Annotated in this window: 13 protein-coding genes; 6 read left to right on the top strand and 7 right to left on the bottom strand. The window is 69.5% G+C overall.

Annotated features, from left to right (window positions below):
- Together ABZV42_RS33155 and ABZV42_RS33150 are read left to right on the top strand one after the other, a co-directional pair.
- Nucleotides 1–143 (top strand): transposase (locus ABZV42_RS33155; RefSeq protein WP_356055142.1); only part of this gene is annotated, 143 nt, incomplete at its 5' end.
- Nucleotides 144–332: 189 nt separating this feature from the next.
- Nucleotides 333–950 (top strand): DUF6461 domain-containing protein, encoded by a 618-nt coding sequence (locus ABZV42_RS33150; RefSeq protein ID WP_355986072.1) that lies wholly within the window; start codon nucleotides 333–335, stop codon nucleotides 948–950.
- Between the two features lie 168 nt (nucleotides 951–1118).
- Here ABZV42_RS33150 and ABZV42_RS33145 read toward each other — a convergent pair whose 3' ends face one another.
- Both ABZV42_RS33145 and ABZV42_RS33140 read right to left on the bottom strand, forming a co-directional pair.
- Nucleotides 1119–1529 (bottom strand): winged helix-turn-helix transcriptional regulator, encoded by a 411-nt coding sequence (locus tag ABZV42_RS33145; RefSeq protein ID WP_356055132.1) that lies wholly within the window; start codon nucleotides 1527–1529, stop codon nucleotides 1119–1121.
- Nucleotides 1530–1592: 63 nt separating this feature from the next.
- The gene (locus tag ABZV42_RS33140) at nucleotides 1593–3170 is read right to left on the bottom strand and encodes an MFS transporter (RefSeq protein WP_356055130.1); all 1578 of its coding nucleotides are present in this window, start codon (nucleotides 3168–3170) and stop codon (nucleotides 1593–1595) included.
- 467 nt (nucleotides 3171–3637) lie between these two features.
- Here ABZV42_RS33140 and ABZV42_RS33135 point away from each other — a divergent pair, with 467 nt between their 5' ends.
- A complete protein-coding gene (locus tag ABZV42_RS33135) occupies nucleotides 3638–4120 on the top strand; it encodes a VOC family protein (RefSeq protein ID WP_355986080.1) in 483 nt (160 codons plus the stop codon).
- Nucleotides 4121–4159: 39 nt separating this feature from the next.
- Here ABZV42_RS33135 and ABZV42_RS33130 read toward each other — a convergent pair whose 3' ends face one another.
- A complete protein-coding gene (locus ABZV42_RS33130) occupies nucleotides 4160–6817 on the bottom strand; it encodes a LuxR C-terminal-related transcriptional regulator (RefSeq protein ID WP_356055128.1) in 2658 nt (885 codons plus the stop codon).
- A 210-nt stretch (nucleotides 6818–7027) separates the two neighbouring features.
- A complete protein-coding gene (locus ABZV42_RS33125) occupies nucleotides 7028–8788 on the bottom strand; it encodes an MOSC and FAD-binding oxidoreductase domain-containing protein (RefSeq protein ID WP_356055126.1) in 1761 nt (586 codons plus the stop codon).
- A gap of 511 nt (nucleotides 8789–9299) precedes the next feature.
- On the opposite strand from ABZV42_RS33125, the gene dacB reads away from it, so the two are divergent.
- Entirely contained in the window at nucleotides 9300–10892 is a 1593-nt protein-coding gene (gene dacB / locus ABZV42_RS33120; RefSeq protein WP_356055124.1) for a D-alanyl-D-alanine carboxypeptidase/D-alanyl-D-alanine-endopeptidase, read from the top strand.
- A gap of 325 nt (nucleotides 10893–11217) precedes the next feature.
- Here dacB and ABZV42_RS33115 read toward each other — a convergent pair whose 3' ends face one another.
- Nucleotides 11218–12468, bottom strand: a complete 1251-nt coding sequence (locus ABZV42_RS33115; protein WP_356055122.1) for an MFS transporter — start codon at nucleotides 12466–12468, stop codon at nucleotides 11218–11220.
- A gap of 95 nt (nucleotides 12469–12563) precedes the next feature.
- On the opposite strand from ABZV42_RS33115, the gene ABZV42_RS33110 reads away from it, so the two are divergent.
- Nucleotides 12564–13082, top strand: a complete 519-nt coding sequence (locus tag ABZV42_RS33110; RefSeq protein WP_356055120.1) for a helix-turn-helix domain-containing protein — start codon at nucleotides 12564–12566, stop codon at nucleotides 13080–13082.
- 138 nt (nucleotides 13083–13220) lie between these two features.
- The gene (locus tag ABZV42_RS33105) at nucleotides 13221–13880 is read left to right on the top strand and encodes an MSMEG_1061 family FMN-dependent PPOX-type flavoprotein (protein ID WP_356055118.1); all 660 of its coding nucleotides are present in this window, start codon (nucleotides 13221–13223) and stop codon (nucleotides 13878–13880) included.
- A gap of 61 nt (nucleotides 13881–13941) precedes the next feature.
- On the opposite strand, the gene ABZV42_RS33100 is transcribed toward ABZV42_RS33105, so the two are convergent.
- Nucleotides 13942–14787, bottom strand: coding sequence for an oxidoreductase (locus ABZV42_RS33100; RefSeq protein WP_356055116.1), 846 nt, complete (start codon nucleotides 14785–14787; stop codon nucleotides 13942–13944).
- Between the two features lie 117 nt (nucleotides 14788–14904).
- Complete coding sequence (locus ABZV42_RS33095) at nucleotides 14905–15432, bottom strand: peptidylprolyl isomerase (protein ID WP_355986100.1); 528 nt, start codon at nucleotides 15430–15432, stop codon at nucleotides 14905–14907.
- Nucleotides 15433–15501: the final 69 nt, after the last annotated feature.

Below are 15501 nucleotides of genomic sequence, written 5' to 3'. Positions count from 1 at the left end.
ACCGCTGGACCATTGAGCGGACCATGTCCTGGCTAGCCGGATGCCGCAGGCTCCACCGCCGCTACGAACGACAAGCCATTCATTTCCTCGCCTTCACCAGCATCGCCTGCACCCTCATCTGCTATCGCAGACTCACCAAATGAGATGACTTCTTAGCCGGGAAGAGCCCTAATCTCAAGTGACTTGATGCCTGACGGACCATGCGCGAGCCTCGGCCTTTCAGACGGGGTCCGGTCTGACGTGTGATCCCGCCCCAGCCGTCCCCAACAGCTGCCGATCACCCACGGACGTGGGTAGTGCTCGGCCGAAGGCGCCTGGCAGCATGGCCGTTCATGAACGCTGCGTCGTCCCATCGCTCTTGGCTTCGAGACTTCCACGGTGGCTACCTTCTTGAGGGGTACACCCTGACGCTGGTCCGCGGGCTCACCCCACAAGAATTCCTCGACCGCGTCGGTGCCGACCCGGCCGGGGACTATGACGGTTTCGAAGCGTTTGCGGCCCGAGACCGGGAGTTCCAGGAAGATCAGACGGACTGGGGCGACTTCATGTTCGTCGGCGTCACGCGCCTCCAAGGCAAGGACGCCGACTGGGTCCTCGCCTTGGAGATCAACGGCGGCGTCGAGATCCAGACCGACGGCATGAAGGACGCCACCCGCGGCACTCGGGCCGTCTCTCATTTCCGCAGTCCCAACGCCATGACCCTGTTCTCCTGGTGGGAGGACGGCGAACTGCGCACCCGGTTCGAAGGTGCGCAACAGCGCGAGGGCACCACTCCCGACGACCTTGTCGACCTCATGGTCCAGGTGGGCTTCGACCTCGAAAGCGGAGCATGCGACCTCGAGGAGTACGTCGCCCTCGCCGATGCGCTCACTGGAGTCCACGTGACTGCGACCATGCTCGAAAATGGCACGTACTCCACGGGCATTGTCGAGGTACCCGCCCAGGACTGAACGAGTGTCACCATCGACCTCACGGATGCCCAGGGCACCCGCACCTAAGCAGAGATACCCAACCCCGCGCATGATCAGGGCTAGCCTCGCCGTTCCGGTCGGCGGGGGAGTGGCCTTGAGGCGGAGACCATGTCGATCCCGCTTGGGACTTGGATCCACCGGGGTGTGTCAGGAGCCTGGCCTCTCGGGGTGGCCTGATCGCGATGGACGAGCCGAGCCTTGGGTGCATGAATGGTTCTGGGCCCAGACCGTCAGCGCTGCCAGAGGGATGAGGAGAGCTCTGCCGCTGTGGTCGAGCGCGTAGCGGCCTTGCGCCGACATGGCGGAGGGGGATTCGGGCGTCACCAGTCCGGCCGCGATCAATTCCCCCAGACGGCAGGCGAGTTCATCCTCGGTGAGGCCCGGAACGTACTCCCGCAGGTGGTCGACGTCGGCCGGCCCGCGCCCCAGCACCGCGACGATCAGCCCGCTGCCGGGTGCGCCCAGCAGAGCGAGGGCTTCACCCAGCGCTCGTAGGACCTCGGCGTGTTGGGGAGAGGCGTGATGCGTCACGCGTCGGGCCGGCTGCGGGAGGGCCATCAGAGGACTCCTTCGGACGAACGGACGGCCCGGGCCGACGAGGCCCGGGCCGTAAGGAGGCGGCTACCGCGCGGAACGCGCGACCGCGCTGACTGCGTCGACCCGCTGTTCGTCGACCGGGACACGGGTCCTGGAGGTGCGTCGCAGCAGGAGGGCGACGACTACGGCGGCCACGACGGCGGCGGCGCCGCCGCTCACCAGGGCAAGGTGCATGCCGGAGGCGAAGGCATCCCGCGCCTGATCGATCAGCGACAGGTTTCCGGTCGCGTTCCCGGCGTGGTTGGCTGCCGCGAGGGACGAACGAGCGGCGTCGGCGACCGGGGCGGGGACACCGTCGAGGTCGAGGTGACTGCGGTAGCCGGCGCTCAGGACACTGCCGAGAACCGCGATGCCCAGCGCGCCGCCCAGTTCCCGGGACAGGTCGTTGACCGCGGAGCCGACGTTCTGCAGCCGCGGCGGCAGCGCGTCCGTGATCGCGGCGGTGGCAGGGGCCATGGCCAGTCCCATCCCCGCGCCGAGCGGCACGAGCCCGGCCACGAGCAGCCAGTACGAGCTGTCGGCGCTCAGCCCCGCCATGATGAACAGACCCGTGGCGACCAGGACGAGCCCCACGCACCAGGGACCGCGGGCACCCCTTCGTGCGACCAGACGCGGGCTCAGGCGAGCGATCGGAATCATCGCCGCCGACATCGGCAGCACGCTCACCGCGGCCACCAGAGCACTGTCACCGCGTACGAGCTGGAGATACTGCATGACGACGAAGATGAACCCGAAGAACGCGAAGAACTGGAACGTGATCGACAGCGATCCGGCGGCGAAGGGCATACGCCGGAACAGCCTCGGGTCCAGCAGAGGGTGCGGATACCGCAGCTCCCACGCCACGAACAGGGCCAGCGTCACTAGACCGGCCGCGATGCCCACCAGGGTGCGCACGCTTGCCCAGCCTTGCTCCGGCGCCTGGATGACGGAGTAGACCAGGATGCCCAGGCCCAGGACTGTCAGAGCGGCCCCGACCACGTCGATGCGCTTGCTCTCGGGCTGCGCCGACTCCGGCACGAAGCGGTAGGTGCCGACCAGGGCCGCACCCGCCAGTACGACGTTCAGCCAGAACACCGAGCGCCATGACCACAGCTCGAGAGCGGCGCCCGAGGCCAGCAGGCCCAGAACCGCGCTGGCACCGGCGACCGCCGCCCAGACACTGACGGCACGCGCCTGCTGCGCACGCGGGAACGTACTGGTGATCGTGGACAGCGTCGCCGGCATGATGAAGGCCGCCGCCACTCCCAGCGCTCCGCGAAGGGCGATCAGCACCACGGGCTCCGTGGTGAACGTGGCGGCCAGGGAGACTCCGGCGAAGACCGCGAGGCCACCGAGCAGTGCCTTGCGACGACCGAAGCGGTCACCGAGGGTCGCCGCGAGGAGCAGCAGCGAGGCGAAGACCAGACTGTAGGCGTCGATGATCCACGACAGCTGGGTCTGGTCGGCGTGCGTGTCGCGGGCGATGTCGGGCAGTGCCACGTTGAGCGAGGCCATCGCCGATACGACGGTCGCGAGCGCCACGCTGGTGACGGCGAGCACCGCACCATGGCGCACGGCGCGCGCCGGTCCATCGGGATGGTCTGAGACGTTGAGACCGTTCACGAGGGTTCCTTGGACGAAAGGGCCGAAACGGAGCGGCTGGACAGTGCCGGATCCGTGTTACTCACCAGCCTGACGACGTCAGCCTCGCGGGGAATGAGTAATGAGCACTCAACGTCGTGGACGCCTTGCGGACGCCTTGCGACGGGGAGCGGCAGAGGGGCGGTCCGGTCCCACCGGCGTGCGCGGTCGGCGACCGGCTGTCCGCCCGGAGTGACGGCTGAAGCCCCGTCGGGAGTGACGGCTGAAACCCGAGCGCCCGTCAGGCATCGGTCCGTCCGGCGCCGGTCTGGGGGCGCCTGGCAGCGTGCGGGGCCGTCCGGCGCGGTTCTGGGGCTGCCCGGCAGCGTGCGGGAGCTTCCCCGCTGCCTTCGGGGACCGTCTGCCTTGACCTCAACAATGCTTGAGCTTCTACGGTGCTTCATGAGCCGCCGGAACTGGCCGTCGGCCCCCGTTCGAGGAGATCCGCCATGTCAGAGAGCACCGTCAGCCACGAGGTTCCCGACCGCTACCGCTACGCGGTGATCCCGCACATCATGGTCGACGACGCTTCCGCGGCGATCGACTTCTACCGCAGGGCGTTCGGCGCGCGAGAGGAGTTCCGGGTCGACGCGCCGGGCGGCGGGATCCTGCACGCGGAGATCGCCATCGGGCAGTCGGTCCTGATGTTGGGCGACGCGAGTACGGCCGAGGCGGACACTGCCTTCTTCACCGCCCCGGCCTCGCTCGGCGGAACGTCCGTCACGCTGCATGTCTTCGTGCCGGACGTCGACGCGCTGGCCGAGCGCGCGCGGAGTGAGGGCGCCGAGATCGTCCAGCCGCCGACGGACATGTTCCACGGAGACCGCACCGCCATCCTCAAGGACCCCGCCGGTCACGTGTGGGTCTTTCTGACCCACCTCGAAAACCTCTCGGAGGACGAACTCCTGCGCCGCCTCCACGCGCCGGTGTGAGCGGGCGGACTCGACCCGGCGGCGCGAGGCATCGTCGTACTACGACTGTGCGGACGTCTCCTCGTATTTCAGAGCCAGGGCGAGATCCGCACGGCTGCGGACCCCGAGCTTGAGATAGATGCGCTGAAGATGGTTGTCGACGGTGCGGACGGAGAGAGTCAGGTGCTGGGAAATGGCTTTGCTGGTCTTCCCGGTGGCGGCCAGCAGAGCGATTTCCTGCTCGCGCTTGGTGAGAGGTTCGACAGCTTCGCCGGTGGTGGACAGGATGGGGGTTCGAGCACCCTCGCATCGGTCGGCGAGGCGACTCGCGTGGCCGGTGGCGGACGTGACCTTTCGTGTGTCTCCCCTTCGCCTCCAGGCGTTGGCCGCGGCGGCTGCCGCTTCGGCGGCGAGGAGTCGTGCGCCCATGTGCTCCAGCTCTTCCGAGCAGGCCATGAGCCGCTGCGGATCCTCGGTTGCGAGGGCGGTCACGAACCGTGCGCGCGCGGAGGTCAGTGCGCCGTCGCACTGGGCGGATATCTCGGCCAGGCGTTCCTGTACCGCCTTCGGGTCGCCCAGGCGCGCGATGTCCGTCAGCGCGATGGCTTCGGAGACGAGATGGCCCGATTGCCTCGCCCAGTCCGCAGCCGTACGCAACACGTCGCGTGCGCGGCTGAGTTCGCCGCGAGCGGCGTGGAGCCAGGCCACGCCGACCGATTCCTCGCCGGGCAGGGCGCCGATCGACCCGCTGGCTTCGTAGTCGGGGATGAGGGAGGTGGCCGTGTCGATGTCCCCCACGAGCGCCGCGCAGGCCATCAGGCCCGACAGGTGCAGTCGGGCGACCCTGTCCAGTCGGTACGTGCGTGTGGTGACGACGCCTTCGGCGTACCAGCGGCGGGCGCTCACGGGGCGGCCGGCCAGCCACTCCGCACGGGCGCTCTCGAAGGCCAGGAACTGGCGGGCCACGGGCGAGTGCGAGGCCCGCAAGCCGTCCGCGGCCCGGAGGCAGAGTTCGCGGGCCTGGTCGATCTCTCCCATCTCCATGAGCGCCAGCGCGAGCGGTGCGACCTGCATGACAGGGTGGGGGAGAAGTTTGCCCTCGCCGACCGATTCGTGGATGGACTTGGCGCGTTCGGCCAGGGCCCGGGCTCGTTCGACCTCGCCGACGAACGTCAGGCCCGAGGTCTTCGCGCTGATGGTGGCCAGCCAGACGTCGAGGGCGTCCTGGGGCGGCTCGTCGGGCAGGTCGGCGAGGATCCGAAGTCCCTCAACCGGTGAGCCTCCAACCGTGAGCATGGCTCCCTCCATGAGGCGGAGCTGCTGAGCGGCGGTCTGGTCGGACAGCGCGGCGCGGGCCGCGGCGCACACGGCGACAGCGGGGGCGGGGTCGGGGTCGGCCCAGAAGAGGTTGGTGCAGCGGGTCGTCGCCGTGATGAACTTCTCGAAGTCGTTGCCGGCGAGGGTGTCCGCTTCGGCGAGGACGGCTTCGGCTCGCTCGAGCTGTCCGGTGTGCATGAGGGCCCGGCCGAGCAGCACGCGGCTCTCGATGGTGTGCTGATCGGGTTTGATCGCGGTGAGCAGCTCGATGGCCTGCTCGTTGTCGTTGGAGTTCATGGCGATGGCGGCGGCCTGCCGCAGAAGGCCGGGTGCGGCGGTGCCGGTGGCGGCCAGGCGCCATGAGGCGACGTGAAGGGCGTCGTCGCGGCGCCTGAGGCCGTGAGACTCGACGCGATCGGCTTGGAGCAGGGCGAGGTCGTAGCGCCGGAGGGCTGAGGTGTCGGCGGCGATGACCTCTCCGTACAGAGGGTGCGCCAGGGTGACGATCACCCTGGCCCCCTGGACGGAGATCTCGGCTATGCCCGATCGCTCGAGGTACTCCAGGTCGGCGCGATCGGCGAGGGCTGTGGCATCGGAGAGGGAGAGTGCCCGGCAGAAGGCGAGCGACTCGAGCAGGGGGCGCGCCGACGGTCGCGAGGAGGCGATTCTGCCGGCGATCAGGTCCTTGAGGTGCGGGGTGACGGGAAGCGGTTCCTCCGAGATGTCCCAGACTCCGTCGGTGAGGGTGAGATTCTCCTGGGCGACGGCTCCCAGGACGAGCTCTCTCAAGAACAGCGGGTTTCCGTCGCTCGTGCTGAGCAGCGTGTGCAGGGCGCGCCGGCTGACGGGGCCCTCGAGGACGCGCTGGAGGAGTTCCTCGACCTGGTCGCGACTCATGTGGTCGAGGTCGGTGCGGCGGATGTCGTCACCACGCTGGAGCAGGGCATCGACGACATCACTGGTCCGCTCACCGGTACGGGCGGTGCCGATCAGGACTATCGTCCCGGAATCGAGGAGCTGGCCGAGCAGGGCGGCGGACGAGTTGTCGAGCAGATGCAGGTCGTCCACGAGGACGACGGTCGGCTGGGGCAGTCCCGACAGCGCCTCGGCCACGGCGCGGAAGCCCTGGACGGGGTCGGTCATGTCGACGCTGGCGGGAAGGATGTGGGCGATCGCGCCGAGGGGCACCTGGGCGGCGGCTCGGCTGGCCACCGCTTTGACCGTGCGCCGCTCGGCGGCGGCGGCCAGGCCCAGGAACTCTTCGGTCAGCCGGGTCTTTCCCACCCCGGCGGGTCCGCAGACCAGCCAGCCGCGAATGCGGCCGTCCGAGAGCTCCTTGCGGAAAGAGTCCAGATGCGACTGCCGCCCCACGAGGGGCCATCTGCCTTCCCAGCTCTGCATGTCATACCGCCTAAAAGGCCGACAAGGCTCTCATGTTACCCGTGCGGTCCCAGGTCTGATCATCGTGTGATCCCAGGTCTGATCATCGATGCGTCGATGTCGTGACCGAGCGTGCCCAACGATTTCGGCACGTGCCGAGCCGTCCGGCCGTCATGGCGGCCCGGGACAGGCGACTCCGCGTTCACGGCCCCGCCGCGGTCGGTCGGCCGGTCAGAGATCCAGGACCAGTTCCGTCGTCGGCTCGCTGCAACAGACGAGGACGGCGCCTGCGTCGGGGAGTTCGAGGGGTGGGGTGGTGTACGTGATGTCGCCCGACACCAGGCCGGTCACGCAGGTGTGGCAGACGCCGGTACGGCAGGACCAGCGCGTGGGGATGTCGCAGGCCTCGGCGAGGTCGAGGAGTGAGGCGCGGGCGGAGGACCACGAGGTGGTGATCCCGCTGCGGGCGAAGGTGACGAGAGGGCCGGTGCCCACTGGGCCGGCCGGTTGGTGGGGGCGGACCGTGGCGGTGGAGGTTACTCCGGGATTGATGGCGGAGAGGGCGCTGAACTGTTCCGTGTGGATGCGCTCCGGGCGCAGGCCGCAGTCGCGAAGGATGTCCCCGAGGTCGTCCATGAACGCCGTAGGTCCGCACAGGTAGGCGTCGGCGTCGACGGGGATGCCCAGAGCGGCGACCGACGACGCGGTGGGACGCCCTTGGGCGGTGTGCGGGTCCGTGGGCTGTGGAGTCGTGGCCGTGTAGTAGATCTGCTCGTGCCCGTCGGGCAGTTGAGCGAGCAGAGCCGCTGTCTCGTCGGCGAAGGCGTGGTGGCTGCGGCCGCGGGCTGCGTGGATCCACCAGACGGGGCGTGTGTCTCGTACGGCGGCAAGCCGGTGAAGCATGGCCAGCACGGGAGTGGCGCCGATTCCGGCGGAGGCGAGCACGACCGGGCGGGTGCCGTCTTCCAGTACGAACGTTCCTCGCGGGGCGGCGATGTCCATGAGGTCCCCGGGCCGGAGTGTGGCATGGAGACGCCTGCTGACCGTTCCGTGGGGCTCCCGCTTGACGCTGATCCGGTAGGTGTCGGTTTCCGGTGCGGAGGACAGCGAGTAGCTGCGCACGGTGGGGGCGTCGGTGCCCACGGTCAGGCGGATGGAGAGGTACTGGCCCGGGCGTGCGGCCGGCAGGGGTGTGCCGTCGGTGGTGGCCAGGTAGATCGAGGTGATGGCGGGCGTCTCGGGGACGATGCGGGTGACTCGCAGGGGCTTGAAGCCCGGCCATCCGGAGTCTGCCCCGGGCTGGCGGCCGGCGGGCTGTTCGCCTGCCCGTTCCGGTGTCCGCTCGGGCCCCTGTGCCGCAGTGAGTTCGCGGAAGGACTGCTGCCAACCCGGGCTGAGGGCGGGGATGTTGAGGGCCTTGCGCAGCATCGCGGGGTCGCGGTCGGGCAGGTAGAGCAAGGCGTCGGTGTCGGCGACGCTGAGTTCTTCCGGGCCTTTGCGGGTGAGGGTGATTTCGTCGCCGGCCTGTACGTGTCCTTCGGTGATGACACGCAGGTAGAAGCCGGGACGATGGTGGGCGACCAGCAGGGACGCCATGGCGGGTTCGCCGAGGCGCAAGCCGACGCGATAGCAGGTGACACGCGGCTGGGTGACTTCGAATTCGGCCCCGCCGATGCGATAGCGGTCACCGATGCAGACGTCGTCGTCGGGCAGGCCGTCGACGGTGAAGTTCTCCCCGAACATTCCGAAGGTCAGGTCGTCGCGACCGAGGTGTTTCTGCCAGTACTGATACGACTGGAGCTGGTAGACGAGGGCGGCCCGGATCTCTCCGCCGTGCCCGGCGAGATCTCCCTGACCGTCCCCCTCGACGTTCAGCCGCCTTACGAGCCGGGGGCCGGAGACAGGGGCTTTCCACGCTCCGGTGTGGACGGTCCGCCCCTGCCAGGCGACGTCCTTGGGCATGCCCACGTTCACGGACAGCAGCGTCGCCATTGCGAACCTCCTGCGGGGTGGCAGGCCCGGGTCAGCCCCCGTCCCGCTGTGATCCGGGCGCTGGGTCGATCCTAGTTCGTGTGGTGTCGGCCCCGCGATTCCACTCCCGAGGATCACTCGACTCGTCGGCCCCGCCCGCGATCATGAAACCCATCGCCCCCTCGCCCGCGCCCCCCGAACGACCGCCGCCTTCCGCTCCGAAGCCGTGTTCGGCCCGACCTCCCACGGACCGGGCCGCACCCGCGGTGCACGAGGCGCCGGCAAAGGCTCCAACGGACCAGGACAGCCATTCGTGGTGTCGAACCCGCGCTCTATCGACCGACCGGATGAAGTTGGCCCGCGCGCCCTCGGCTCGGCGCCGACCTGCGGAACGTGCGCGGTTCGTGTTCTTACGATGCCGCCAGGAGCGCTCTGCGAGCAGGGGCCCATGCGAGTCGGCCCCGCGCGATGCGGGCTTCTTCGGCTCGGCTCCTTCGACTCGGCTTCTTCGACTCCAGAAATGGCGGAATGCATGAGACCGATGATGTCCGGCCGGCCCAGGACCTGGGCCGCCGCCGGTGCGACACTCGTGGTTCTGGCGGGGGCGGCAGCCGCCGGCCCTCCGGCGGCGGCACACGACGACGACCTTGGGCCCGCCATCGAGGCGATCATGCACAAGCCCGAGTACGACCACGCGCAGTGGGGTGTGCTGGAGACGGACCCGGAGAGCGGCCGGGTGATCCACTCCCAGTTCGCGAACCAGTTCTTCGTCCCCGGCTCGACGGTCAAGCTCGTCACCATCTCGACCGCCTGGCACACCCTCGGCCCGAACCACCGCTTCACCACTCCCGTGATGGCGACCGGCACCCGCACCGGGTCGACGCTGCACGGGAACCTGGCGCTGGTCGCCCAGGGCGATCTGACCATGGGCGGGCGCACCAAGCCCGACGGCTCGGTGGACTACACCGACATCGACCACACCGAGGCCGCGCTCCCCGGCGCGACCCTCACTCCTGAGAACCCGCTCGCGGGCATCAACCAGATCGCCCGGCAGATCCGCGACTCGGGTATCACCCGGGTGGACGGCAACGTCATCATCGACCCGCGCCTGTTCAACCTCCCGGATCTGAGCCCGCAGCCCACCCCGCTGATCCTCAACGACAACCTGATCGACCTGCTCACGACCCCGACCAGGCCCGGGCAGGCGGCAAAGCTGTCGTGGCGCCCACAGGTCGCGCCGTATCACGTCACCTCCAGCGTCCGGACGGTCTCCAGCGGCGGGACCACCTCCGTCAACGTGACCGCCTCGCCCGACGGGACCCAGATCCACCTCTCCGGCACCATCGCCGCCGGTGCGCAGCCGCTGCTGCGGGTTTCCGGCATCCAGGACCCGAACGCCTTCGGCCGCACCGCCCTCATCGAGGCGCTCGGCCGCGTCGGCGTCACCGTCACCGCGCCGCCCACCGGCGTCAACCCGCAGAACCAGTTGCCCGCCTCCTACCGCAACGACCCCCGCGTCGCCGCGTACGTCTCCCCGCCGTACAGCCAGTACGCCAAGCTGATCCTCAAGGTCAGCCACAACCTCGGCGCCAACCTGGCCCTGTGCAACATGGCCGTCGCTCGGGGCAGCAAGAACTGCTTCGACGCGTTCCCGATCGAGCACGAATTCCTCACCGACGTCGCGCACATCGACCCGAAGCAGTTCCAGCTCTCCGACGGGCGCGGCGGCACGCCGCCCGAGCGGGTCACCCCGAACGGCCTCGTCGAACTCCTCACCTACTGGCTGCACACCCCCGACGCGACGGCGTTCCGGAAGCTGCTGCCGATCCTCGGCGTCGACGGCTCGAACGGGATCTCCTGCACCACGGACTGCCCGGCCAAGGGCAAGGTCTTCGCCAAGCCCGGCACCATCATCGGTGAAGACGACCTGAACCAGCAGCTCGCGGCCACAGCCCAGAACGAGGCCGGTTACCTGAAGACCAACGACGGCCGCCTGCTGACCTTCTTCGTCGGCGTCAACGGTGCCGCCACCCCCGACCTCCAGAGCTTCCTCAGCATCTTCAACGACGTCAACCAGATCACCGCCCTCCTCCAGGAGCAGGCCTCGGCCCACACCCACAGGTAACGCGCGCCGAAAACGGCGGACCCCTCGGGCGCAACGGCACCCGAATGGCCTGCCACCGAAGACGGCGAAGGGCCGGCTCGGGAGGAACCCTCCCGAGCCGGCCCTTCTGCCTGTGCCCCGGCGGGATGCCAACCCGCGACCCTCGCACGAGCCTCGGACTGAGTGGTCTGGTGCTGATGGCGCTGGGTCATGTCCGGCCGCGTCGGGGGACGTCTCCGACATAGCGGCAATGAGGTCGGCGGAACGACGTTGGCAGGGAGCCGCTTCGGTGCACGATTTCTGCCGGGTCGTGTGAACCGTAGCCCGCCTACGGGCATTGCCCGTTCTACGTTGCGTCGGCTTCCGTCGTTGCAGGCATGGGCCGGACGTCGGCCGGTGCCGGAGTCCGCGTGGTGCGGCCGGGGACGGTGAGCGCGGCCGCGGCGGCCAGACCCGATACGCCGGCGGCGAGGAGCTGTACCCGGTAGTCGAGGCCGGCCACCATGCCCGTGCCCAGGAGCAGGGCGAGTCCGGTGGGTGCGTACATCAGCGTGTTGGCCGTCGCCGCGACCCGGCCGAGCAACTCGGACGGGGTGTGCTTCTGCACGGCCGTCAGCGCGGCGATGAGCGGGAACGGCAGCCCCAGACCGAGCGTCAGACTGCCGCCGAGCACGACGGGCAGCCAGGGAGTCGCCCGTGCCAGCACGCCGATGGCGACGAGGGCGAGTCCGGCCGTCGAGAGGCCGCGCTCGGGCCACCGGCGCATCAACGCACCGGCCGCCACCCCGCTGACGACCGAGCCGAAGCCCTGGATCGAGGTGAGGACGCCGGCGAAAGCAGGGGAGCGGTGGAGCCCGGCGTCGAGCATCGCGTACGTGGCCGTACTGCTGACTCCGGCGACCATCATGGCCGTTCCGCTGGTGAGGACGAGCGGGCGCAGTACCGGGTGCCGTCGCAGATAGCGGGCGCCCTCGGCGGTCTCGGCGGTCCATGCACGCCTGACGCGGGCCGCGGGCAGGGCTTCCTCTACCCGGATCAGCCTGAAGACGATCGCTGCCAGGACGAAGGTGACCGCGTCCAGCAGTGCCACCGCCGGGCCGCCGAACGCGGTGAACAGACCCGCGCCGGCCAGCGGAGCGATCAGCTTCATGCTTTCGATGGCGGTGAGCACCAGGCCGTTGAAGTCGCCGCGCAGCTCGTTCGGCACAGCGGCCGCCACCAGGGCGGTCTCGGCCGCGTCCGTGAGGACCATGCCCACTCCGACCAGGGTCAGCACGGCGAACAGCAGCCAGACCTGTCCCTGCGAGCGCACAGCCAGGGACGCGGTCATGACGGCGGCCAGCACCAGGTTGGTGACGACCAGGAGCGGACGGCGACGGACCCGGTCCGCCACGGTGCCGATCACGGGTCCCGCGAAGGTCGGCAGCCAGATGCAGAGGCTGACGAGCGCGGCAAGGCCGCTGGACCCGGTGAGTGTCTTGACCCAGATCCCGGCGGCCAGCGACATGGCCGAGTTGCCGAAACCGGAGACGAACACTCCGCCCAGGTAGAGACCGGCGTTGCGGTCCCGGAAGACCTTCAGAGTGTTCCAGCCCATGCCCGCCCCTTCATCGCGTGTGATCGAACAACCTACTCCCAATCATTTGATTGGGTGTAGTCGGATCGAGGTGCGACGTGCGCTTTACTGGCTGCGTGACCGATACCGATCCCGTGCTGCGCGCGCTCGCCCATCCCTTGCGGCTACGGATGCTCAGCCTCATGTGGCCGGGACCGATGTCGGCTGCCGAACTCGCCCGCGAACTGGACGTCTCCCACGCGCTGGCCAGCCAGCACCTGCGGCGCCTGGCCGCGGTGGGCCTGGTCGAGCTGGCGGAGGAGCGCACCCGCCGCGGCGGCAGGGAGCGCCGCTACCTCACCGTCCAGGGCACGCCACTGTCCGACCAGCACGACGGGACCCCGATGCTGGCCGAGACCATGGCGAACACCCTTCGGGAACGTGCCGGGCGCCGTGCGGAGGGCAGCGAGGGCGTCACCGTCGACGCCGAACTGTGGGTGGATCCCCAGACCTGGGAGAACATCCGAAGTCGACTTGCCGACCTCGCCACCGAGCTCCATGAAGCGGCCCGGCCACCGCACACGCCGGACACCATCCCCTTGGGCGTCAGCATGATGGCTTTCCCGTTGCGGGACGTGACGCGTCCACAGAAGTGATCCGCCGGACCACTACGGCATGCCGAGATGACGAGAGATCTTCGACCGGCCCCGACGCCCCTTTCGAGCAACTCCGGCGAGCCCGGCGCACCGCGCCCGCGAACGGTGTCCGCTGCGGCACTGGCTAGGGTCTGAGGCATGACAACACCCCTTGCCGGCAGTGCATTCGACCTGCTCGACCTCGACGCCGTGCGTGACCAGGAGGCGCTGCGCCGTGCCTACGAACTCCCCGGCGCCGCGGCCGTGCGCAAGCAGATGACCGAACTCACCGAGCAGACCGCGCGGTTGATCGGCTGCTCGTCGCTGGTCCTGATCGCCAGTGCGGACGCCGAGGGCAACTGTGACGTTTCCCCGCGCGGCGGTCCCGCCGGGTTCGTCGCCGTACTGGACTCACGGACCCTGGCGATACCGGACGCGACCGGCAACAAGCGTCTGGACACCCTGCAGAACGTCATCGCCACCGGGCGGGCAGGGCTGCTGTTCGTCATCCCTGGGCGCACCACGACGCTCAGGGTGAACGGCCGGGCCTGCGTCTCCACCCGCCCGGAGCTGCTGTCGCAGCTGACAGCCGTGGGCAAACCGCCGGCCAGTGCGCTGGTGCTGGGGATCGAGGAGGTCTACCCACACTGCCCGAAGGCGCTGCTGCGCAGCGCGGCCTGGAAGCCCGAGCAGTGGCTGTCGGCCGACGCCCAGCCGTCCTCGGCCGAGGTGACGCTGGCACAGCTGCGGATGCCGGAGTTGACGATCTCCGACGTCGAGCAGGCGGAGGCGGACTCGTTGAAGTATCGGTACGAGTAGTGGGCCGGCCCGCGGCGGCTCTCTCCGTGCCCTCCCAGTTGACTGTTTGGCCCGCGGCTGGTCACCGTTTGTCGAACTCCGTAGCCCGGGAAACCTCCTCCCACGTGGCGAGTTCGGCCCGGACCGAGTCCAGGTGGCCGACCAGGAAGTCCACCGCATCGCCGCCGAGGGCGAGCCTCAGCGGGGTGTTCTCGGCTTCCAGGGCCAGCCGGATCGCCGCCGCGGCCTTCGCCGGGTCGCCGGGCTGCGTACCGTCGCCGTCCCGCACCAGCTTCCGGGTGGCGCCGACCTTCTCCGCGTACGCCGGGTGCTCTTCGGAGAAGTAGGCCGCACCCTTGCCGAACAGATTCGTGCGGAACGAGCCGGGCTCCACGATCAGCACCTTGATGCCGAACGGCGCGACCTCGTCGGCCAGGCCCTCAGACAACTGCTCCAGCGCCGCCTTGGTCGCGCTGTACGCGGAGAACCCGGCGAAGGACAGCTGCCCCCCGAAACTGCTGATGTTCACGATCGATCCGCTGCCACGCTCCCTCATGTGCGGCAGCACGGCACGGGTCAGCCGCGCCGGGCCGAACACGTGCAGCTCGAAGAGGTCGCGCAGCTCGTCGTCCGTGGTCTCCTCGAACGCCCCGACTTGTGTGCGCCCGGCGTTGTTCACCAGCACGTCCACCCGGCCGTAACGGGCCAGAACGTTGGCGGCCACCGCGTCGATCCGTCCACCGTCGGCGACGTCCAGGGCGATCGCCTCCAGCCGGCGCGGATGTGTGGCGACCAGTTCGGCCAGCCCCTCGGGCCTTCGGGCCGTGCCGATCACCGTGTCCCCGGCGTCGATCGCGGCCTCGGTGATGGCCCGCCCGAAACCGCTGGTCGCACCGGTCACCAGCCAGACCTTGCCGTTCTCGGTCATCTCTTCGTCCTCAATCGTCCGATGTCCGGGGCGGGTACGGGTGAGGCGGCCATCGGCAGCCGGGGGGAAGCCCGTTCGCCTGGGCTGCCCCGGCCCGTGACCGGCGGTGCCGGCCGCTCAGCGGGCCTCGACGACGACCTTCTCGATGACCACGTCCGTCACCGGGCGGTCGTTGCGGGGGTTGGTGTCCGTCGTGCCGATGGCGTCGACGGTCTTCTGGCCGGCGTCGTCGGCGACCTCGCCGAAGATGGTGTGCTTGCCCGTGAGCCACGCGGTGGGCCCGAGGGTGATGAAGAACTGGGATCCGTTGGTGCCCGGTCCGGCGTTGGCCATCGCCAGCAGGTACGGCTTGTTGAACGCCAGGTCGGGGTGGAACTCGTCGGCGAACCTGTACCCGGGGCCGCCGGAACCGTTGCCCAGGGGATCACCGCCCTGGATCATGAATCCGTCGATGACCCGGTGGAAGACCGTGCCGTCGTAGAGCGGGTCCGTGCTCGGCCGGCCCGTGTTCGGATCGATCCACTGCCGGTCACCGGTCGCCAGCTCCACGAAGTTGCTGACGGTCTTGGGTGCGTGATCCGGAAAGAGCCGGACCCGGATGTCGCCCTGGCTGGTCTTCAACGTCGCGTACAGCTGTTCCGTCATCGTGATCCCTCGGTGCGCCCTGTCTGGTGCGGTCAGTCTTCCGACCCTGCGGGCGGTCCCAACACGACC

It is taken from the genome of Streptomyces sp. NPDC005281 (genome assembly GCF_040607495.1).
GTDB lineage: Bacteria > Actinomycetota > Actinomycetes > Streptomycetales > Streptomycetaceae > Streptomyces.
Note: the sequence above shows the minus strand (reverse complement) of the source record. Positions and strands in the feature narration are given on the sequence as shown.